This is a genomic window from Ruegeria sp. CE12 (assembly GCF_056537525.1).
In genome coordinates, this window is the sequence record NZ_JBQFRS010000012.1 from 93518 (window position 1) to 113630 (window position 20113).

Below are 20113 nucleotides of genomic sequence, written 5' to 3' on the forward strand. Positions count from 1 at the left end.
AATCGGAAACCTATTCTGAGCCAGTCTGAGCGCATGACTCAGGACGCCTTTGCTGAAGCCCCGATGCTGTTTGAAAGTGACGAAGCCCCGGTGGCGCCGCTGCCCTCGGGTCGATTACCGTCTTATATCAAGGACCATCGTAAACGCCTGCGTGAACGCTTCATGTCGGGTGGATCTGCGGCGATGCCGGATTATGAGCTGCTAGAACTTGTGTTGTTTCGCTCGATCCCCCGGCAGGACGTGAAGCCACTGGCCCGGGCGTTGCTTGACGCGTTTGGAGATTTCAACCGCGTGCTGACCGCACCCGAAGAGCGGCTGCGCCAGATCAAGGGGGTGGGTGAAACGGTGATCACCGACCTGAAGATACTCGAGGCCTGCGCCCACCGCATGGCCCGCGCGCGGGTGATGCAACGCCATGTGATCTCGGGTTGGGATGCGCTTATAGACTATTGCCACACCACAATGGCGCATCGCGAAACCGAACAATTCCGGGTGTTCTATCTGGATCGCAAGAACGTTCTGATCGAGGATGAAGAACAGGCCAAGGGTACGGTGGACCATGTGCCCGTTTATCCGCGAGAGGTGGCGAAACGAGCATTGGAACTGAACGCCTCAGCCCTGATCCTGGTGCACAATCATCCCTCAGGCGATCCGACGCCGTCACAATCGGATATCGATATGACAAACCGTATTCGGGACGCCTGTACGGCGCTGGGACTGACCCTGCATGATCACCTGATTATCGGAAAATCAACTGAATTGAGTTTCAGGTCGCAAGGCTATCTATAGCGGTCACTCGACCCAGATCTCGACCCTGCGATTGACCTTCCGGCCCCAATCCGTGTCATCGCAGGCCATCGGCATGGCTTCGCCGAACCCTTCGACATCGATTTCGACACTTTCCGGAACTGCAGTTTCAACGGCATTCAGTACCGCATTCCGCACGGTCTGAGCGCGGCGAAGCGCGATGCGTGCATTGGCCGAGGCCGCACCGTCCCCGTCACTGAAACCCACAAAGATCAGCTTGCGCGCATCAAACGTCCCGCTTTCAAGCGCCTGCGCGAGGTGCTGAATGTTCGAGCGTGATTGTGCATCGGGTCGGGATGAACCCGTTTCGAACCGAAAGGATAGCGAAAGGCGCGACAAGGGCCTTAGCGTTTCGATCATCCGCTGCAGCTCTTCCATGCCCACTTCGGCCCCGCCAGCGGTGATGGCGTTTGCTAACCGATCCCCTTGCAATCCGATGCGGATCGTTTCGGGTGACTGATCAACAAACCCGGCTTGCCGGATCACCATCTGCGCCTCGGCGCTTTGAGTGTAGGCCAGAAACTGCCGGACAATCTTTGGCAGCCGGCGCTGCGGCAAATACATGAACATCGGTGACGTCAGAGGATAATCCTCGGTTTTGATCGATTGCCGTGTTGCCGTCAGAGCGTATCCGCAGCCACCAGATAAAGGTAAAGCTTGCGCCGGACCAACCCCGGCGTGACTGGCTACACCAATGGCAAAGGGGTCATCTGCTACGGCTTTCACCAGATCGCTACTGCGGGCGTGCCGTTCGATAACCACCTCAGGCGGCGCATCGGCAGAGACTAACAGCAAATCTTCTGCGGCCTGCGCAAGTCCACCACCCGCATCCGGCAGATGCAACGCAATCGGCGCATCCGGCCCGCCCAGTTCTGCCCAGTTTGTGATCTCACCTGCAAAGACCCGTGCCAGATCGCTTGGCAGAATCTGACGGATCGGATTTTCCCTTGATACAACAGGGACCATGGCATCCAGCGCCAGAACCCGCGAACGGCGAGGCCGGGTCAGATCACCAATCCCAACCTCTTGAGCTGCTTCATTTTCCTCAGGGCGGATTTCGCGCAAGGCCATGACGATGTCAGCCTCATCCCCGATCAGGTCAGCGAAACCTCGCGCGGTGTTTCCAGCGTGAAATGTCAGGCGACCCAGCGGTGCCTGACGCCCCGGCTGTTGCAGTGCGTAGACAAATAGACCTTCCTCTAAATCCGTGCGGTTCGTCTCCAGACCTTCTTGTCGGGCAAAGCCTTCGATCAAGGCAGGCATCAGAGCGTCAGCTATGACCGAGGAACCCGAAAAACTGACTTCAGCAACGAAATCGATGAGATTGGGACAGGCGAGACCATCACAGGTGACCCCGGATCCATCCACGGTCAGCTCGCCAAATTGCGTATCAACGCGATAAAACTCGCCATCATAGCTTAACAGATTGCCTGTGACCTCGACCTTACCGTCGTGTGAGGTCAGGGTAATGTCCTGCGCCGCGACACCTGCAGCACCTGCAAAAAACGACAACATCGTAGTTGCCGCGCGAAGAAAATACATAGGGGACCGTTAAACTGCCTGCGGTTACTTTGCCGCGATTGTCAGGTCTTCGAACAGATTATTCAACACCAGAAAATTCTGGTCTGCGGAACAATCCGGCATCGGCAGTGTCAGGTCACGCGACCGCAGACGGCGATCCGCGCGGATTTCCAGCGATTGAACGCTCAGTTCACGCCCGCAATTTGCCTCTGTCACTTCTGCTTCGACGGTCAGTGCGATCTCACCGTTCTGATCCGTTTGACCGGCAGGAAAGGTGTATAGTTCGACATTGTGTGCACTTTCTGAGCCTGCGACGCCCAAGTGAACCACGTTGCCCACACCCTGAGCTTGCGGGTTCGCCCATACATGCCCGGCCTCGCCATAGCTTGCGCCAAACTCAAGTGCATGTAACTGAAGCTCGGTGTTTCCCCGCCATTGCAGGGCAACGCGGTTGTATGCCGCGAAATCCGGGACGTGGGTTGTCGCGACTGTTCCGGCATTGTCCTCGAAGGAAATCAGGAAAATCGCATATTCGGAAAGCACCGGGATGGTCAGGTCAATACGGCCGTCCTCATCTGTCCTGGCTGTGAACGTCATTCCGCTGTGGTGAAGCTCGACATTCTGGCTGGGCTTACAGGGGGCCTTTAAGGTCAATCGAGCAGCGGCCTGTGGTGCGGCGACTGCGCGTGCGCTCAGATTACAGTCTACCTGCTGTTGAGGGTCTGTAGGCTTGGCGCGAAATGTTCGGTTTGCCGGGGATGTCACTGAACTCTCAGTGTCTGCCGGTGAAGAAGAGGTCAGAACAACACTTTCGAGTCCGGGGATTACAGAACTTTCGTTTGTCACGGAGGCATGTTGAATGGTCGCGCCTTTGTGTTGCGCGTTCGGACCGTTCTGCATCAGGTAACCAATCGCAAGAGCACAGGCCACTGTGCCACAGGTGGTCACGTAGTTCTTAATGACAAACAAGACACCCTCCCCAGTTGAAGGAGCGAGTCGCAATTTCATTAACAATCGCGGCCAATATGTGGCCGCGACGCGGAGTCATTGTGTCCGAGGTTGGGTGACGTCAGGTCAAACGGCCGTGGCAGTGTTTGAACTTCTTACCCGAACCGCAGGGACATTTGTCATTGCGTGACGGGTTACCCCAGGTTTCAGGGTCATCTTCGACAAAACCGGGACGCGGATCACCCGAGGCTTCGGCCTCGGCCACGGCTTCGGCCTGATCGGTAGCCTCTTTGATCTGCGCCTGCTGTGCCGCCATCTGAGCCATCATTTCGCGCTGTTCTTCTTCGGACAGCGGGCGAACACGGGCCAGTTGCTGGGTCACGGTTTCCCGTAGGCCCTCCAGCATCGATTCAAACAGCTGGAAGCTTTCGGTCTTGTACTCATTCAGTGGATCACGCTGAGCGTAACCGCGGAATCCAACAACCGAGCGCAGATGCTCGAGCGTCAGCAGATGCTCGCGCCATTTGCCGTCAATGGTCTGCAGCAACACTTGTTTTTCGATGTTGCGCATGTTTTCCGGGCCGAAAGCGACGGCTTTTTGCGCCATCATATCGTCAGTGGTCTTGATGAGGCGTTCGCGAATTTCTTCGTCATCAACACCTTCTTCGGCGGCCCAGTCCTGAACCGGGACATCCATGTTCAGCTTGTCTTTGATCGCCTCATGCAGACCGTCAGTATCCCACTGATCCGCATAGGTCTTTGGCGGCATGTATTGATCGATCAGGTCGTCGATCACCTGTTCGCGCATATCCGATGCGATATCCGACAGATCGTCTGCTGACATGATCTCGCGGCGCTGGTTAAAGATCACCTTCCGCTGGTCGTTCATGACATCGTCGAATTTCAGAACGTTCTTACGCATGTCAAAGTTGCGACCTTCGACCTTGGCCTGAGCGCGCTCAAGCGACTTGTTCACCCATGGGTGAATGATCGCTTCGCCCTCTTTCATGCCCAAGGTGGTCAGGACCTTGTCCAGACGTTCTGAGCCGAAGATACGCATCAGGTCATCTTCGAGGCTCAGATAAAAGATGGTGCGGCCGGGGTCGCCCTGACGGCCCGAGCGGCCACGCAGCTGGTTGTCGATCCGGCGGCTTTCGTGACGTTCCGAGGCCATGACGTAGAGGCCACCGGCCTCCAGTACTTTTTGCTTTTCTTCTGCGTGGCGGGCTTCTTCCTGGGCGCGCAGTTCCGCCGGATCTGCATCCGGATTTTCGGCCAACGCCTGCAGGACTTTCATTTCCACATTGCCGCCCAGCTGAATGTCGGTTCCGCGACCGGCCATGTTGGTCGCGATAGTAACCGCACCTAGTCGACCGGCATCTGCCACAATCTGCGCTTCCTGCTCGTGCTGGCGGGCGTTCAGAACGTTGTGCTCGATGCCTTCCTTGACCAGCAATTGACTCAGCAGCTCGGATTTTTCGATTGATGTTGTACCCAGCAATACCGGCTGCCCTTTTTCAGAGGCTTTCTTGGTTTGCTTGATCATCGCATCGTATTTTTCGGCAGCGGTACGATACACCTGATCGTTTCGGTCTTCACGCGCGATTGGTTTGTTGGTCGGAACCTCGACTACGCCCAGACCGTAGATTTCGGCAAACTCTTCTGCCTCGGTCAGCGCGGTGCCTGTCATGCCGCCCAGTTTATCGTAGAGGCGGAAGTAGTTCTGAAACGTCACGCTGGCCAGTGTCACGTTTTCGGGCTGAATCTGCACGCCTTCCTTGGCCTCGATCGCCTGATGCAAGCCCTCGGACAGGCGGCGGCCCGGCATCATGCGACCAGTGAATTCGTCAATCAGAATGACGTTCCCATCGCGCACGATGTAATCCTTGTCGCGCTGGAACATCTTGTGCGCGCGCAGGCCCTGGTTGACGTGGTGCACAACAGTTGTGCTTTCGGGATCATACAGCGAATGGCCTTCGGGCAGCAGTCCCGCATCCAGCAATTGCTGTTCGAGGAATTCGTTGCCTTCGTCGGTGAAGGTCACGTTGCGGGATTTTTCGTCCAGCGTGAAATGATCATCCTGAAGCAAGGGGATCAGGGCGTCGATGGCCGTGTAAAGGTCCGAACGGTCCTGCGACGGGCCCGAGATGATCAGCGGTGTCCGCGCTTCATCGATCAGGATCGAGTCCACCTCGTCCACGATCGCGAAGTTGTGGTACTTTTGGTAGATCTCGGCCAGATCCGCCTTCATGTTATCGCGCAGATAGTCAAAACCCAGCTCGTTGTTGGTCGCATAGGTGACGTCACACGCGTATGCAGCCTTCTTTTCGGCGTCAGGCTGGCCCGACCAGATCACACCGGTGGTCATACCTACGGCGGCAAACACCTTGCCCATCCATTCCGAGTCACGCTTGGCCAGGTATTCATTGACCGTCACCACGTGCACACCCTTGCCCGTCAGCGCATTCAGATAGGCGGGGAAGGTGGCGACAAGCGTCTTGCCCTCACCCGTTTTCATTTCCGAGATGTTGCCCTGATGCAGGAAGGTACCGCCCATCAGCTGCACATCAAAGGCGCGCAGGCCCAGCGCTCGCTTTGCACCCTCGCGGACGTTGGCAAAGGCTTCGGGCAGCAGAGCGTCCAGGCTCTCGCCGTCCAGCGCACGCTTGCGCAGCTCTTCGGTCTTTTCGATCAGGCCCTCGTCGGACAGTTTCTCGAACTCGGGCTCCAGCGCGTTGATCTTTTCGATCAGGGGGCGGGTCGCCTTGATCTTGCGGTCGTTCGGTGTTCCGAACACCTTTTTGGCGAGCGTTCCGAGTCCCAGCATGTTCACTCCAGCGGATCTGTTCTTGTCTTGGTTGCGACAGGCTTGCCCACCTTGCGCGCAACCCATAGATACGGGGGGTGAAAGGCGGCCCTGTCCAAGGCTTCAAGGCGATGTAAGCGGCAGGTTCCAGAGTGTCAACGCCACGCCCTGTCGCGGCAAGAAAATAGGATGATTCAATGCCAAAAGGCCTCACTTTTTTGCCATCGCTCGCTCTCGCTGCTGTGATGGCACTGCCTGTTGCCGCCGAAACCAAGCCTGATGTGGACACCGTCGTGGCACGGGTCAACGGTGATGAAATCACACTGGGTCACGTCATCGCCACCGCTGCCGCTCTGCCGCCGCAGTATCAGCAACTGGAAGACGATGTGCTCTACGAGTTCATCCTGGAACAGCTGGTGCAACAGCAGTTGCTGGGCCAGCAGCAGGATGGCCTGTCGGCCCTGAACGAACTGGCGCTGGAAAACGAAACACGTTCGCTTCGGGCCGTTCAGACCGTCAACGAGGTTACCGAGGCTACCGTGACCGATGAGGCGATCCAGGCGGCCTATGACGCACAGTTCGCTGATTTCGAGGGTGAGGATGAGTTCAACGCAAGCCATATTTTGGTAGAAACCGAAGAAGAGGCGAAAGAGCTCAAGTCGCAATTGGACGACGGTGCCGATTTTGCTGAACTGGCAAAGGAAAAATCCACAGGTCCTTCCGGCCCCAACGGCGGTTCTCTGGGTTGGTTCGGTAAGGGACAGATGGTTCCGGAATTCGAACAGGCCGTGGTTGCGTTGGAGAAAGACAATGTATCCGACCCCGTTCAGACTCAATTCGGCTGGCATGTCGTCAAACTGAATGACAAGCGAAAGTCCGAAGCTCCTGAACTGGCGGTGGTTCGCGAAGAGCTTGCCCAGACCATTCGTCAGGATGCAATTCAGGCCCGGATCGACGAATTGACCCAGCAGGCACAGATTGAACGCCCCGCTCTTGAAGGCACTGGCCCCGAGGTCATTCGCCAGCTGGACCTGATTCAGGAGTAACTCTCGTGGCCACGATCACCAAGGTTTCACCGCTTGCACCAGCGGCTTTCCCCGAATTGCCGGTTATTGACGGCGTGCGCTTTGCCACTGTCGAGGCAGGTGTGCGCTATCAGGGCCGCACGGATGTCATGCTGGCGGTCATGGACCCGGGCACATCGGTGGCCGGTGTGTTTACCCGATCAGCGACCCGGGCTGCTCCGGTGCTGGATTGTCAGGAAAAGATCGGCGGCCCCAGCGAGGGGCCAGCGGCGATCCTTGTGAATTCGGGCAACGCCAATGCGTTCACAGGGCATTACGGTCAGAGCTCTGTCGCTGAAGTGACTCAGGCCGTGTCTTCGGTTACTGGCGTGGCTGTGGATCGCGTATTCACCTCATCCACCGGGGTGATCGGCGAGCCGCTGCCACATGAACGCATTGTGGCGCAGCTGGATGTGCTGAACGGCGCCCTGCAAGATGACAAGCTCGAAGACGCTGCTCGTGCAATCATGACAACGGATACCTTCCCGAAAGGCGCCAGCGCACAAGTCGAGATAGAGGGCAAAACAGTCTCTATTTCGGGGATTGCCAAGGGTTCCGGCATGATCGCGCCGGATATGGCAACGATGCTGGTTTACATCTTCACGGATGCCAAAGTTGATCAATCGGCACTTCAGGCCATGCTGGGCGCCCAGACGGATCGGACGTTCAACTGCATCACTGTAGACAGCGATACATCGACCTCGGACAGCCTGTTGCTGTGTGCGACCGGTGCGTCGGGTGTTGATGCAACAGACAACGCCGATTTCGCCGATGCATTGGAAGGCGTCATGCTGGATTTGGCCCAGCAGGTGGTGCGCGACGGTGAAGGTGCAACAAAGTTCGTGGAAATCCGGGTAACAGGAGCAGTCTCGAGCGCTGATGCAAAAGTGCATGGGCTGGCGATCGCGAACTCTCCACTGGTCAAGACCGCAATCGCAGGTGAAGATCCGAACTGGGGTCGGGTGGTCATGGCAATCGGTAAATCGGGGGCTGCAGCCGACCGCGATCTGCTGAGCATTTCGTTCGGTGACATTCTGGTGGCCGAAAAGGGGTGGGTCAGCCCTGATTATCGTGAGGAAGATGCCGCAGAATACATGAAGGGCCAGAACCTGATGATCACCGTTGATCTAGGTTTGGGGGACGGAGAATCCACTGTCTGGACCTGCGACCTGACCCACGGTTACATCGAAATCAACGCGGATTACCGGTCGTGAAGACAGTTCTTGTTTCTGCGGTCGCGCTGATCGATATCGAGGGCCGGGTGCTGCTGGCGCAGCGCCCGGAAGGTAAATCCATGGCTGGCCTGTGGGAGTTCCCCGGTGGCAAGATCGAACCCGGCGAAACGCCCGAGGCCGCGCTGGTCCGCGAATTGCATGAGGAACTGGGCATCGATACCTGGGCCTCATGCCTCGCCCCGCTGACCTTCGCCAGCCACAGCTATGACGATTTTCACTTGCTGATGCCGCTGTTTGCCTGCCGCAAGTGGGAGGGTATTCCGCAATCCAAGGAAGGGCAGGCACTCAAATGGGCGCGTGCGAATGAGTTGCGGAATTATCCCATGCCTGCTGCTGACGTGCCACTGATCCCGATTTTGCGGGATTGGTTGTAGGCTTGGGTTGGGGCGGGCCTTTCGGGAATCTGTCTGAGTAACAACATGCGGTGGGCTACAAACCCGATCCTGCATGTTTCCTTGAATTGGTTTGCCCGCCTTGATTGGATGGAAAATTCATTCAGTGTTTGATCACGCGAATGTTTGTGGCGCTTTTCCAGAGTACGATGATTGAGGTATTAAGAATATCGAAATCATTGCCGATAAGGCGAACCAAAGCTGCGTTGCAACAATAATCAGTAACCCTATGTTGCCCAATAGGGGTATGCCCGACCCAGCAGGACTACTGTCAGTAAATGCCGCGAATACGAACACCAGGAGCCCCAAAGCCCAGCCAACGCCAGCGATCCAGAACCTGCGAATTTGCTGGTCGTAAACAACTTTGTAACCTGGATCAGTCTTGCGCCAAGAATAAGCTAAACTAACTGCAATGAATGAGGTCAAAAGCGCGACGAGGCTTGCGGCATATAGCGCCCAAATAATTGTGGGCTTTGTTTTGGATGACATGTGGCTCTCTAACATTTTTTTTGAACTAGCTTCTTGCTATTGAGGCTCGAACAGGCCGTTTTTTGGACTGCTTCGCGCCATTTATTTGACGGCCTTCCAAAGAGAACTCTTGTCGCAAGAGGGGTGGCAGGACAACGAGTTTGCAAAACAGGCCCAAACTCCAATTCTCGACACTTCGTATCGATGCCCGACTTTTCTCTTCATATCTCAGTGAACAAGATGCAATCAGTCCTCACGATTTATCAGGCGGCCAAGCACTCTAATCATATGGGTTGTACATCTTGTACAATTCATAAGACGGCCTCTGTATCTCTGTTACAATTCGTAAGAATTGAGAAAACATCAGGAAAAAGTTGACGCTGATCGTGTCCATGTCCCTAATCGGGGCATTGGCGTCCGGGGTTGATCCTCGGGTCCGCCGTTTCCGGCCCGGAGGAGGGGTCGGATGGGGAGGAGAAAAGAGATTGGCTCAGACGCAGTCGGGCGCCGAGGGGATGACCTCCCTTCCGGCGCTTCTACACCGCAATGTCACCCAGTTCGGGGACGCCCCGGCCTATCGGGAAAAGGAATTCGGTATCTGGCAATGCTGGACCTGGGCCGAAGCGGCTCGGGAAATCCGTGCGATTGCCCTTGGTTATCTGGAACTCGGTGTTGAGAAGGGCGACCATATCGCAGTGATTGGGCGCAACCGCCCCGCGCATTACTGGTCGATGGTCGCGGCGCAGATGGTAGGCGCGGTTCCGGTGCCGCTCTATCAGGACTCGGTTGCCGAAGAGATGGCCTATGTGCTGGAACACTGTGGTGCAAAATACGTGGTCTGCGGTGATCAGGAGCAAGTCGACAAGGTCATCGAGATTCAGGAAAACCTGCATCAGGTCAAACACATCCTCTACACTGACAAGCGCGGGATGCGGAAATACGATCATTCCCAGATGAACGCGCTTGAGGATATCATGGCCGAAGGCAGCGCCGGTCATGCCCGGTTTGACGCCGAACTGGACAAGCGCATCGCTGAGATCACCTATGACGACACCTGCGTGATGCTTTACACCTCGGGCACCACGGGCAAGCCCAAGGGCGTGGTTCTGTCGAACCGCAATGTGATCGAAAGCGCCAAGAACTCGGCCGATTTTGATCATCTGACCCGGAACGAAGACATCCTGTCCTATCTGCCGATGGCATGGGTAGGTGATTTCATCTTCTCCATCGGGCAGGCTTATTGGTGCGGCTTCTGCGTGAACTGCCCCGAAAGCGCTGACACGATGATGACTGACCTGCGCGAGATCGGCCCCACCTATTTCTTCGCTCCGCCGCGTGTGTTCGAGACCCAGCTGACCAATGTGATGATCCGGATGGAGGACGCGGGCAAGCTGAAGCAGCGCATGTTCCACCACTTCATGGCCCATGCCAAGAAAGTTGGTGGCCTGCTGCTGGACGGCAAACCAGTAGGCTTTGGCGACAAGCTGAAATACGCGCTGGGCAATCTGCTGGTCTATGGGCCGCTTAAGGATACGCTGGGTTATGGTCGGTTCCGTGTAGGCTATACCGCGGGCGAGGCGATTGGGCCCGAGATTTTTGATTTCTACCGCTCACTGGGCATCAACCTGAAGCAGCTTTACGGCCAGACCGAAGCCACCGTTTTCATCACAGTGCAACCGGATGGAGAAGTGCGGGCCGACACGGTTGGCGTTCCCGCACCCGATGTAGAGTTGAAAATCGATGACAGTGGCGAGATTCACTACCGTTCGCCCGGCGTTTTCGTCGAGTACTACAATAACCCGGATTCAACGGCCTCGACCAAAGATGCCGAAGGTTGGGTGGCGACTGGCGATGCCGGATTCATCGAGGAAAGCTCGGGCCATTTGCGGATCATCGACCGCGCCAAGGATGTTGGCAAAATGGCCGATGGCTCAATGTTCGCGCCGAAATACGTCGAGAACAAGCTGAAGTTCTATCCCGACATTCTTGAGGTCGTGCTGTTTGGCAACGGCAAGGACCGCTGTGTGGCCTTCATCAATATCGACCTGACCGCGGTTGGTAACTGGGCCGAGCGTAACAATGTGGCCTATGCGTCTTATCAGGAATTGGCGGGACATCCCCGTGTGTTAGAGACGATTCGCAGCCATGTTGAAGCGGTGAACAAATCCGTTGCCGCAGATGAGATGCTGTCGGGTTGTCAGGTCCACCGCTTCGTTGTGCTGCACAAAGAGTTGGATGCTGACGATGGTGAGATGACCCGGACCCGCAAGGTGCGTCGTCGGTTTGTCGAGGAGAAGTTCCAGGACATCATCGACGCGCTTTATGATGGGTCCGAGACGATCTCGACAACAACCGAAGTCACCTATGAAGATGGGCGCAAGGGCTCAATCAGCGCTAAGCTTGAGATTGTAGATGCACCGGTTGTTCCGGTTGTTCAGCACAAGGTGGCCGCGGAATGAGGGCCGGTCATGCGCCGCTCGACCTGCGGTCATCACCCCGCCCACCGTCCCGTTTTTGCGTAAGTCAGGGAGTGACTGATGCTGGATAACTCCGAAGGATATGTCACCGAAGACGGCCGCAAGATCGGCGGCGTGGTGATGGAGATGAAAAACATCACTCTGCGCTTTGGCGGTGTGGTGGCGATCAAGGATATCTCGTTCGACATTCGCGAGGGTGAGATTCGCGCCATCATTGGGCCGAACGGGGCTGGCAAGTCCTCAATGCTGAACGTGATCTCGGGATTTTATGTCCCGCAGGAGGGCGAGGTCTGGTTCCACGGATCAAAGCGCCCGCCGATGCGCCCCTATGAAGTGGCCCGGCAGGGCATTGCACGGACGTTCCAGAATATCGCTTTGTTTGAAGGCATGAGCGTTTTGGACAACGTGATGACCGGTCGGCTGAACTTCATGAAGACCAACATCTTTCAGCAGGCCATGTGGAAGGGCAAAGCCGAGGCGGAAGAGGTTGCGAACCGTGAAGCCGTCGAGAAGATCATCGATTTCCTCGAAATCCAGCACATCCGAAAAACGCCGGTCTCGCGGCTGCCTTACGGTCTCAAGAAGCGGGTCGAACTGGCACGCGCGCTGGCGGCGGAACCCAAGCTGCTGCTGCTGGATGAACCAATGGCTGGCATGAACGTCGAAGAGAAAGAGGACATGAGCCGCTTTATCCTCGACGTGAATGACGAGTTTGGAACCACCATTGCTCTGATCGAGCACGACATGGGCGTGGTGATGGACCTGAGCGACCGTGTTGTCGTGATGGATTACGGCAAGAAGATTGGTGACGGCACGCCGGATGAGGTGCGCAGCAATCAGGAGGTCATCGACGCCTATCTGGGGGTCAGCCATGACTAAAGGCCGGACAGAATTGGGGAGGGGCTGACATGCCTGAACAACTCGTATTTGCGATGGAAGTCATCCTCAACGGTCTGATGGCCGGGGTGCTTTATGCGCTGGTCGCGCTGGGCTTTGTACTGATCTACAAGGCGTCGGGGATTTTTAATTATGCACAGGGTGTTATGGCCCTGTTCGCCGCCATGACACTGGTTGGCATCATGAACGGGCAGGTACCGTTTGCGCATCTGATCAACGCGATCCTTGGCACTCATGTCCACTATTTTGGTTGGAACGTACCGGCGTTGCTGGCGATCATTCTGACGATGGCGGTCATGGTGCTGCTGGCCTGGGCCGTGCAGCGCTTTGTGATGCGTCATCTGGTTGGTCAGGAGCCGATTATTCTGTTCATGGCGACCATCGGTCTGGCCTATTTCCTTGAAGGTGTCGCCGACCTGATGTGGGGGTCCGAGATCAAGACGCTGGATGTGGGTCTGCCGCAGGGCATCAACCTGTGGATCGACGAGACCACGTTCAATATCTTTGGCTACGGCTTCTTCATCGACAATCTGGATATCGTCGCGACGATCATCGCAGCACTGCTGGTGGCCGCTCTGGTCGCGTTCAGCCAATACACCAAGCAGGGCCGGGCGATGCGTGCGGTGGCGGATGACCACCAAGCGGCGCTGTCGGTTGGCATTTCGCTGAACTTCATCTGGATCATGGTCTGGTCGGTCGCCGGGTTTGTGGCTCTGGTCGCAGGCATCATGTGGGGCACCAAGTCGGGCGTTCAGTTCTCGCTGTCGCTGATTGCGCTCAAGGCGCTGCCAGTGCTGATGCTGGGCGGGTTTACTTCGATCCCCGGCGCCATCGTCGGTGGACTGATCATCGGTGTGGGCGAGAAACTGTTCGAGTTTGCAATCGGCCCGCTGGTGGGTGGCGCGACTGAGAACTGGTTCGCTTATGTTCTGGCGCTGATCTTCCTGGTGTTCCGGCCCCAAGGTCTCTTCGGTGAAAAAATTATCGAGAGAGTTTAGATGGATAAGCTGGAACACCTCTTCAAAACACTGCCGATTGTCTTGCTGGCCTACGGGGTCGCTCGAACATTGGGCGAGTGTTTCGAAGTGCGATTAGCCGGGGCAGGTCCTCAGCTTTATGGAGAAACTGAGTGGCAGCTGAGAATGCTGATTTACACGGCATATCTGCGGGCTTTTGACTCACTGTTCTTTTACGCCGCAATCGCTGCGGTCGTGCATTGGATGAACGTGAGAAGCAGAGGTGCTCCGGCATGACCAAGCTGATCGCCATCATCAACGTGATCGCATGGGCAGGGTTCTGGGCCTTTGGCTACATTGCCCTGACCTCGGATGATCTGACCGACAGTCAATTGACGATCGCCGCGATCCTGGCTTTTGCCGGGCTGATCATGGGGGTTCTGGCCTATCTGAAACTGGTGCGCGCCTCAGAGGCGAGCGGATACGCCAAGGGATCCAACCAACTGGACGCCGAAGCCCGCAATCGGGCGCAGGAAGAATGGGGAAAGTAAGACATGTTCTATCGTGAGGCCGGAGATTTCAAAGTCTCTTACAGGGACGACAGCCAGACTTTCCCGATCAAGTTTGACCGGTATCGCTATTATGCTGTGCTGGCAGTGGCGTTCGGGATCATTCCGTTCATCATCAACGACTATTGGGCCAATGCTCTGCTGCTGCCCTTCCTGATCTATGCCATCGCTGCAATCGGGCTGAACATTCTGGTTGGTTATTGCGGTCAGGTCAGCCTGGGTACCGGCGGATTCATGGCTGTGGGGGCCTATGCCTGCTACAAGCTGATGACAGCGTTTCCGGATGTCAGCATGTTTATCCATGTGCTGCTTGCGGGCGGCATCACGGCGATTGTCGGCGTTCTGTTTGGCCTGCCATCGTTGCGCATCAAGGGCTTCTATCTGGCGGTTGCGACACTTGCGGCGCAGTTCTTTCTGGTTTGGCTCTTCAATCGCGTGCCGTGGTTCTACAACTACTCGGCCTCGGGCCAGATCAACGCACCCGAGCGTGACGTGTTCGGCATCATCATTACCGGTCCGAACGCTCCGGCCTGGGCAACCTATCTGTTCTGCCTGATTTTCCTGACCCTGTGCGCCATCATCGCGCGCAACATGACGCGTGGCACCACCGGACGTACCTGGATGGCGATCCGCGACATGGACATTGCGGCCGAGATTATCGGGGTGAACCCGCTGAGGGCCAAGCTGTCGGCCTTTGCCGTCAGTTCGTTCTTTGTCGGTATCGCGGGTGCTTTGTTCTTTGCCGTCTATCTGGGCGCGGTCGAGGTTGGCGAAGTGTTCGGTATCCAGAAATCGTTCCTGGTGCTGTTCATGGTGATCATCGGCGGTCTTGGCTCGATCTTCGGATCCTTTGCCGGTGCGGCCTTCCTTGTGCTGCTACCAGTGGTTCTTAAGGTCGTGGGCGTTGATGTACTGGGCTGGCCCACAGATATCGTCGCACATCTGCAGTTGGTGATCGTCGGGGCCCTGATCATCATGTTCCTGATCCTCGAACCACACGGTCTGGCGCAGCTATGGCGTGTGGCCAAAGAGAAACTCAGACTCTGGCCTTTCCCCCACTAAACGGGGCGGGCCCAACTAAAGAAAGGGTGCAAAGCCCGTAACCAACATCGGATCAATCAAGGGAGGAGACACCCGATGAACAAGAAACTGGCAACCGTGGCGCTGGGCGCCCTGATGGCAGCAGGGCCGGCAATGGCCGACCTCGTGTTCCCATCGCTCAGCTACCGGACCGGGCCTTACGCAGCGGGTGGCATCCCGTTCGCCGATGGCTACGCTGACTATTTCACCCTGCTGAACGAGCGTGATGGCGGCATCGGCGGCGTCGCTGCCAAGGTGATTGAATGTGAAACCGGCTATAACACCGAAAAAGGTGTGGAGTGCTATGAATCCACCAAGGGTGAAGGCGCTCTGGTTTATCAGCCGCTTTCGACTGGTATTACCTATCAGCTGATCCCCAAAGTGACCGCAGACGGAATCCCACTGCACACGATGGGTTATGGTCGTACCTCGGCTGCGAACGGCAAAGTGTTCAGCAACGTATTCAACTATCCTGCCAACTACTGGAACGGTGCCTCGGGTGCGATCAACCACCTGCTGGACGTCAACAATGGTGATCTGAGCGGCAAAAAAATCGCGCTGGTCTATCACAATTCTGCTTACGGCAAGGAACCGATCCGCACGCTGGAAACGCTGGCGGAAAAGCATGGTTACGAGCTGACCCTGCTGCCGGTTGACCACCCGGGCCAGGAGCAGAAGTCGCAATGGCTGCAGATCCGCCGTGAAAAGCCGGATTATGTTGTCATGTGGGGCTGGGGCGTAATGAACCAGGTCGCCGTGCAAGAGGCTGCCAACATCCGATTCCCAATGGAGAACTTCATTGGCGTCTGGTGGTCCGGTGCTGAGTTTGACGTGGAACCTGCTGGCGAAAAGGCCAATGGCTACAAAGCACTGACCTTTACCGGTCTGGGAGCCGACTATCCGGTCTATGATGATCTGAAGAAATATGTTGTCGATTCCGGCAAGGCCGCAGGTGCGGGTGATCAGCTGGGCACAGTTCAGTACAACCGCGGTCTTTATGCTGCGATGCTGGCTGCCGAAGCCGCGAAAACCGCGCAGGAAATGCATGGCACTGCCGATATCGACGCGGCGATGATGCGTGATGGCATGGAAGCGCTGGAAATGACCAATGCCAAGATGGAAGCGTTGGGCATGTCAGGCTTTGGTCCCGAGTTTACCGTGACCTGTGAAAACCACGGTGGCCCGGGCCTGGTTGGCGTCGTGCAGTGGGATGCATCGGCGAAGACCTGGAACAATGTTCAGGACTTTAAACCGACCGACACAGAAGTGATCGCAACGCTGATCGATGAAGACTCGGGCGCGTATGCGGCTGAGAACAACATCTCACCACGCTGCGAATAAGACAGGTCCGTCCCGGAGCCAATCCGGGACTGCCATATTTCGGAGCGGCGGCCCGCCCGCCGTTCCACCCCCTAACCAGCCCGGATACCGGGACAGGCACGAGGACATGCGCTGATGCTGGATGCAGCACAAACCACTGACGTGCAGGCGGAAACCCTGCTTGAGGTCAACAATATCGAGGTGATCTACAACCACGTCATCCTCGTGCTCAAGGGCGTCAGCCTGACAGTTCCCAAGGGCGGCATCACGGCCCTTCTGGGTGGCAACGGTGCTGGCAAGACAACTACGCTCAAGGCGGTCTCGAACCTGCTGCATTCAGAGCGCGGCGAGGTCACCAAAGGCACTATCAAGTATCGCGGTCAGAGTGTGCACGAAAGCGATCCGGCCGATCTGGTGGAAAAGGGTGTCATTCAGGTGATGGAGGGTCGACACTGCTTCGAACACCTGACGGTCGAGGAAAACCTGCTGACCGGCGCCTATACCCGCAAGGATGGCAAAGCAGCGATCCAGCAGGACCTTGAACTGGTCTACAATTATTTTCCGCGCCTTAAGGAACGCCGCCGCTCGCAGGCGGGTTATACCTCGGGTGGTGAACAGCAGATGGTTGCGATGGGTCGCGCATTGATGTCGCGCCCCGAAACGATCCTGCTGGACGAGCCTTCGATGGGTCTGGCGCCACAGTTGGTCGAAGAGATCTTTGGCATTGTGAAAGATCTGAACGAACAGGAAGGCGTGTCTTTCCTGCTGGCTGAACAGAACACCAACGTGGCTCTGAGGTTCGCGCATTACGGCTATATTCTGGAATCCGGTCGGGTGGTGATGGATGGCCCGGCTGCCGAGCTGCGCGAGAACCCCGACGTGAAAGAGTTTTACCTCGGCATGTCCGAAGAGGGGCGTAAGAGTTTCCGCGACGTGCGTTCATATCGCCGCCGCAAGAGGTGGCTGTGAGCGGATGGAGGATCTGGCGATGACCTATTTCGACGCACTCGAAACCCGAACCGCAGATCAGCGTGCTGCCGATCAGGCTCAGGCATTGCGCATTCAGATCGAAAGGGCGAAATCCGCACCTGGCTTTGCAACCCATTTTGCGGGGGTGGATACCGATGCAGTCACCTCGGTGGCCGATCTGCCGAAATTGCCTGTATTGCGGAAGTCCGACCTGACCAAAGCGCAGGCAACGCGCCCACCGTTTGGTGGCTTTACCGTGAAGCCAGCGCGGCATTTCCACCATGTGTTTCAATCCCCGGGTCCGATCTATGAGCCGGGCAGTACGGATCACGACTGGTGGCGGATGGGACGGTTTGTTCATGCGGCAGGCGTGGGGCCGGGCGATATCGTGCAGAACTGCTTTGGATATCACCTGACACCAGCTGGCATGATCTTTGAAAACGGCGCGCGAGCGGTGGGAGCCGCCGTTCTGCCCGCTGGAACCGGACAGACTGAACTGCAGGTCACAGCTGCCCGTGATATTGGCTGCACCGCTTATGCGGGCACACCAGATTACTTGAAGGTGATCCTGGATAAGGCCGACGAGATGGGCGTAACGCTCAGCTTTTCAAAGGCAATCGTGGGCGGCGGGGCGCTGTTCCCCAGTCTGCGCCAGGACTATGCCGACAGGGGAATCTCCTGTCTTCAATGCTACGCGACCGCTGATCTGGGCAACATCGCTTACGAAAGCGCCGCGATGGAGGGGATGATCATCGACGAACATGTGATCGTTGAGATCGTCACTCCGGGCACCGGGACGCCGGTGGCGGAAGGTGAGGTGGGTGAGGTTGTGGTGACCTCCCTGAATCCCGACTATCCGCTGATCCGTTTCGCCACCGGCGATCTGTCCGCAATCATGCCGGGTGTGTCACCTTGCGGTCGGACCAATATGCGGATCAAGGGTTGGATGGGGCGCGCCGATCAGACCACCAAGATCAAAGGTATGTTTGTTCGTCCTGAGCAAGTAGCCGCGCTGGTCGACAAGCATGACGAGATCGTCAAGGCTCGCGTCATTGCCGCGCGTCAGGGCGAAATGGATACGATGACCGTTCAGATCGAAAGCGCGGGCGGCGACGATATGGTATACGCCAAATCAGTGGTCGAAGTGCTGAAACTCAAAGGCGCGATCGAGGTCGTGGAACCCGGAACATTGCCAAAGGACGGTTTGGTGATCGAGGATCAGCGCGTCTACGAATGATTGGCTTTGACTGGTGGCGGAGAAAGTCCGCCCCAGTCAAGTTGCGACAGCCAGTGTTTTACCGCTTGGATGGCGTGCAAATGTGATTGATGTTTGTGAGACAGCAACCAGACCGGGCGCTTGGGCAAGTCCTGACTGCCCATCGCCTTGATCCTTCGCAATCGGATATCGGTTTTACAGGCGGCGATCGGTAACAGGCTTTGACCCAACCCATTTGCAACAGCTTCGATTGCAGTATTCAGATCCGCCACCTTCAGACCCGAGGCTGACTTGAGATCGGACTGTCCAAGCATCCAGTTCGATTGCTCGAGATGTGCATGAGACGGCTCATACATAATCCATCTGCTCTGAGCGTCGGTTTGGAGTGACTTGGCAGCGCTTTGGTACAATCCGAATTCCAGCCAGCCGATCCGTTGCGCCAGGATATCTGATCCTCCGGTTTTTGGCGGCCCCAGACGTAGCGCCAGATCCGCCTCACGAGTGGTTAGACTCAGATTTCGGCTCTCGGGGATTAGCTCGATGGTGATTGCAGGGTGGAGGTTCTGGAACCCGACAAAGGCCTGCGTAAGTATTCGATCAGTGACAACGGGAACTGCTGTAAGGCGCACAGTGCCGGTAATCATGCCGCGATCTGCGCCAAGGATCTCAGTCATTTGGCGGGTTTCGGTTTCCATGCGCAGCGCGCGCGCCACCAGTTTTTGACCTAATTCCGTCAGGCGCTGCCGCCCGTTATTATCGCGGAGCAAGAGGTGTGCGGACAGAGACGTTTCCAGCCTGCGAATTCTCCGCGCGATCGTGGTTTCATCCTGTCCCAGTTCGCGTGAGGCGGCAGCAAAACTGCCCTGACGATAGAGCGCGATCAGATAGCGAAGATCATCCCAATTCATGTCCTGCATTTTTGCAGGTTAGATCAGCAGTTATGTGCATTCAACCGGCAGAACAGCGGGTGCAGACTGTTTAGGTCCACACTGGAGAAAGAGCATGACACATATCATCCTGTTCAAGGATAACCCTTCAGCCGATCCGGGCCTTCGTCAGACACACATGGCAAGCCATCTGGATTTCCTGCAGGCCAACCGGGATCGGATTGCAGCCGCCGGGCCACTCTTCAACACTACCGGAGAAAGTGCCGGAGGATTGTGGCTGGTCAATGAACCCAATCCGAATGAGGTAGAGCGGATGATACGTGAAGATCCGTTCTGGCCCACCGGTTTACGGCTGTCCCATCAGGTTTTGCGCTGGAATGTCGTCTTTGCCAATCCTGGGCAACTCAGGACCCAAGATGGTTCCTGAGACGTATTGGCGCTGGAAATTCTGACGAAATTGGTCGAATAAGGCTTAGCAAGGCGCTTGCGCCAAAGTGAACC

The 20113-nt window shown here is 56.7% G+C and carries 19 protein-coding genes; 14 read left to right on the forward strand and 5 right to left on the reverse strand.

What is annotated here, in order from left to right; genetic code table 11:
* Nucleotides 1-33 precede the first annotated feature (33 nt).
* Nucleotides 34-789: a RadC family protein gene (gene radC / locus ACR0IO_RS20520; protein ID WP_480744226.1), complete on the forward strand. Its 756-nt coding sequence runs from the start codon at nucleotides 34-36 to the stop codon at nucleotides 787-789.
* A gap of 3 nt (nucleotides 790-792) precedes the next feature.
* On the opposite strand, the gene ACR0IO_RS20525 is transcribed toward radC, so the two are convergent.
* The 3 genes from ACR0IO_RS20525 to secA form a co-directional block, all read right to left on the reverse strand.
* Nucleotides 793-2349, reverse strand: a complete 1557-nt coding sequence (locus tag ACR0IO_RS20525) for a phosphate ABC transporter substrate-binding/OmpA family protein (protein WP_480744228.1) — start codon at nucleotides 2347-2349, stop codon at nucleotides 793-795.
* Nucleotides 2350-2373: 24 nt separating this feature from the next.
* Nucleotides 2374-3297 carry a hypothetical protein gene (locus ACR0IO_RS20530; RefSeq protein ID WP_480744230.1) on the reverse strand — a complete coding sequence of 308 codons (924 nt, stop codon included), beginning with the start codon at nucleotides 3295-3297 and terminating at the stop codon, nucleotides 2374-2376.
* A 100-nt stretch (nucleotides 3298-3397) separates the two neighbouring features.
* Nucleotides 3398-6103 (reverse strand): preprotein translocase subunit SecA, encoded by a 2706-nt coding sequence (gene secA / locus ACR0IO_RS20535; RefSeq protein ID WP_480744232.1) that lies wholly within the window; start codon nucleotides 6101-6103, stop codon nucleotides 3398-3400.
* Nucleotides 6104-6279: 176 nt separating this feature from the next.
* Here secA and ACR0IO_RS20540 point away from each other — a divergent pair, with 176 nt between their 5' ends.
* From ACR0IO_RS20540 to mutT, 3 genes are read left to right on the forward strand one after another with little or no spacing between them, the layout of a single operon-like run.
* Nucleotides 6280-7128 carry a peptidylprolyl isomerase gene (locus tag ACR0IO_RS20540; protein WP_480744234.1) on the forward strand — a complete coding sequence of 283 codons (849 nt, stop codon included), beginning with the start codon at nucleotides 6280-6282 and terminating at the stop codon, nucleotides 7126-7128.
* Between the two features lie 5 nt (nucleotides 7129-7133).
* Nucleotides 7134-8360 carry a bifunctional glutamate N-acetyltransferase/amino-acid acetyltransferase ArgJ gene (gene argJ, locus ACR0IO_RS20545; RefSeq protein WP_480744236.1) on the forward strand — a complete coding sequence of 409 codons (1227 nt, stop codon included), beginning with the start codon at nucleotides 7134-7136 and terminating at the stop codon, nucleotides 8358-8360.
* Nucleotides 8357-8755 (forward strand): 8-oxo-dGTP diphosphatase MutT, encoded by a 399-nt coding sequence (gene mutT, locus ACR0IO_RS20550; protein ID WP_368669716.1) that lies wholly within the window; start codon nucleotides 8357-8359, stop codon nucleotides 8753-8755. Before argJ ends, mutT begins: the two co-directional genes overlap by 4 nt.
* 132 nt (nucleotides 8756-8887) lie before the next feature.
* Here mutT and ACR0IO_RS20555 read toward each other — a convergent pair whose 3' ends face one another.
* The gene (locus ACR0IO_RS20555; RefSeq protein ID WP_480744238.1) at nucleotides 8888-9262 is read right to left on the reverse strand and encodes a hypothetical protein; all 375 of its coding nucleotides are present in this window, start codon (nucleotides 9260-9262) and stop codon (nucleotides 8888-8890) included.
* Nucleotides 9263-9756: 494 nt separating this feature from the next.
* On the opposite strand from ACR0IO_RS20555, the gene ACR0IO_RS20560 reads away from it, so the two are divergent.
* The 9 genes from ACR0IO_RS20560 to ACR0IO_RS20600 all read left to right on the forward strand — a co-directional run bounded on the left by ACR0IO_RS20560 (nucleotide 9757) and on the right by ACR0IO_RS20600 (nucleotide 18746).
* Nucleotides 9757-11700, forward strand: coding sequence for an AMP-binding protein (locus ACR0IO_RS20560; protein ID WP_196223427.1), 1944 nt, complete (start codon nucleotides 9757-9759; stop codon nucleotides 11698-11700).
* A gap of 78 nt (nucleotides 11701-11778) precedes the next feature.
* The gene (locus tag ACR0IO_RS20565) at nucleotides 11779-12597 is read left to right on the forward strand and encodes an ABC transporter ATP-binding protein (RefSeq protein WP_480744242.1); all 819 of its coding nucleotides are present in this window, start codon (nucleotides 11779-11781) and stop codon (nucleotides 12595-12597) included.
* A gap of 29 nt (nucleotides 12598-12626) precedes the next feature.
* Nucleotides 12627-13613: a branched-chain amino acid ABC transporter permease gene (locus ACR0IO_RS20570; RefSeq protein ID WP_155144239.1), complete on the forward strand. Its 987-nt coding sequence runs from the start codon at nucleotides 12627-12629 to the stop codon at nucleotides 13611-13613.
* On the forward strand, nucleotides 13614-13868 hold the full coding sequence (locus ACR0IO_RS20575; RefSeq protein WP_480744245.1) for a hypothetical protein: 255 nt from the start codon (nucleotides 13614-13616) through the stop codon (nucleotides 13866-13868).
* Complete coding sequence (locus tag ACR0IO_RS20580; protein WP_155144243.1) at nucleotides 13865-14122, forward strand: hypothetical protein; 258 nt, start codon at nucleotides 13865-13867, stop codon at nucleotides 14120-14122. Before ACR0IO_RS20575 ends, ACR0IO_RS20580 begins: the two co-directional genes overlap by 4 nt.
* 3 nt (nucleotides 14123-14125) lie before the next feature.
* A complete protein-coding gene (locus ACR0IO_RS20585) occupies nucleotides 14126-15202 on the forward strand; it encodes a branched-chain amino acid ABC transporter permease (protein ID WP_170335688.1) in 1077 nt (358 codons plus the stop codon).
* A 75-nt stretch (nucleotides 15203-15277) separates the two neighbouring features.
* On the forward strand, nucleotides 15278-16561 hold the full coding sequence (locus tag ACR0IO_RS20590) for an ABC transporter substrate-binding protein (protein WP_170335686.1): 1284 nt from the start codon (nucleotides 15278-15280) through the stop codon (nucleotides 16559-16561).
* A gap of 114 nt (nucleotides 16562-16675) precedes the next feature.
* Nucleotides 16676-17509 carry an ABC transporter ATP-binding protein gene (locus ACR0IO_RS20595; RefSeq protein ID WP_155144248.1) on the forward strand — a complete coding sequence of 278 codons (834 nt, stop codon included), beginning with the start codon at nucleotides 16676-16678 and terminating at the stop codon, nucleotides 17507-17509.
* A gap of 19 nt (nucleotides 17510-17528) precedes the next feature.
* Nucleotides 17529-18746: a phenylacetate--CoA ligase family protein gene (locus ACR0IO_RS20600; RefSeq protein ID WP_480744250.1), complete on the forward strand. Its 1218-nt coding sequence runs from the start codon at nucleotides 17529-17531 to the stop codon at nucleotides 18744-18746.
* Here the strand turns inward: ACR0IO_RS20600 and ACR0IO_RS20605 are convergent.
* Nucleotides 18737-19642 (reverse strand): LysR family transcriptional regulator, encoded by a 906-nt coding sequence (locus ACR0IO_RS20605; protein WP_480744254.1) that lies wholly within the window; start codon nucleotides 19640-19642, stop codon nucleotides 18737-18739. The genes ACR0IO_RS20600 and ACR0IO_RS20605 overlap by 10 nt on opposite strands.
* Nucleotides 19643-19727: 85 nt before the next feature.
* On the opposite strand from ACR0IO_RS20605, the gene ACR0IO_RS20610 reads away from it, so the two are divergent.
* A complete protein-coding gene (locus ACR0IO_RS20610) occupies nucleotides 19728-20039 on the forward strand; it encodes a YciI family protein (protein ID WP_480744256.1) in 312 nt (103 codons plus the stop codon).
* Nucleotides 20040-20113: the final 74 nt, after the last annotated feature.

Excerpts from the sequence above, each read along its gene's own strand:
- ACR0IO_RS20570 (WP_155144239.1), top strand. The coding sequence starts at position 12,627 with ATGCCTGAACAACTCGTATTTGCGATGGAAGTCATCCTCAACGGTCTG.
- radC (WP_480744226.1), top strand. The coding sequence starts at position 34 with ATGACTCAGGACGCCTTTGCTGAAGCCCCGATGCTGTTTGAAAGTGAC.
- ACR0IO_RS20595 (WP_155144248.1), top strand. The coding sequence starts at position 16,676 with ATGCTGGATGCAGCACAAACCACTGACGTGCAGGCGGAAACCCTGCTT.
- ACR0IO_RS20565 (WP_480744242.1), top strand. The coding sequence starts at position 11,779 with ATGCTGGATAACTCCGAAGGATATGTCACCGAAGACGGCCGCAAGATC.
- ACR0IO_RS20600 (WP_480744250.1), top strand. The coding sequence starts at position 17,529 with ATGACCTATTTCGACGCACTCGAAACCCGAACCGCAGATCAGCGTGCT.
- ACR0IO_RS20610 (WP_480744256.1), top strand. The coding sequence starts at position 19,728 with ATGACACATATCATCCTGTTCAAGGATAACCCTTCAGCCGATCCGGGC.
- ACR0IO_RS20585 (WP_170335688.1), top strand. The coding sequence starts at position 14,126 with ATGTTCTATCGTGAGGCCGGAGATTTCAAAGTCTCTTACAGGGACGAC.
- secA (WP_480744232.1), bottom strand. The coding sequence starts at position 6,103 with ATGCTGGGACTCGGAACGCTCGCCAAAAAGGTGTTCGGAACACCGAAC.
- ACR0IO_RS20555 (WP_480744238.1), bottom strand. The coding sequence starts at position 9,262 with ATGTCATCCAAAACAAAGCCCACAATTATTTGGGCGCTATATGCCGCA.
- ACR0IO_RS20605 (WP_480744254.1), bottom strand. The coding sequence starts at position 19,642 with ATGCAGGACATGAATTGGGATGATCTTCGCTATCTGATCGCGCTCTAT.
- ACR0IO_RS20540 (WP_480744234.1), top strand. The coding sequence starts at position 6,280 with ATGCCAAAAGGCCTCACTTTTTTGCCATCGCTCGCTCTCGCTGCTGTG.
- ACR0IO_RS20580 (WP_155144243.1), top strand. The coding sequence starts at position 13,865 with ATGACCAAGCTGATCGCCATCATCAACGTGATCGCATGGGCAGGGTTC.
- ACR0IO_RS20560 (WP_196223427.1), top strand. The coding sequence starts at position 9,757 with ATGACCTCCCTTCCGGCGCTTCTACACCGCAATGTCACCCAGTTCGGG.
- ACR0IO_RS20525 (WP_480744228.1), bottom strand. The coding sequence starts at position 2,349 with ATGTATTTTCTTCGCGCGGCAACTACGATGTTGTCGTTTTTTGCAGGT.
- ACR0IO_RS20590 (WP_170335686.1), top strand. The coding sequence starts at position 15,278 with ATGAACAAGAAACTGGCAACCGTGGCGCTGGGCGCCCTGATGGCAGCA.
- ACR0IO_RS20575 (WP_480744245.1), top strand. The coding sequence starts at position 13,614 with ATGGATAAGCTGGAACACCTCTTCAAAACACTGCCGATTGTCTTGCTG.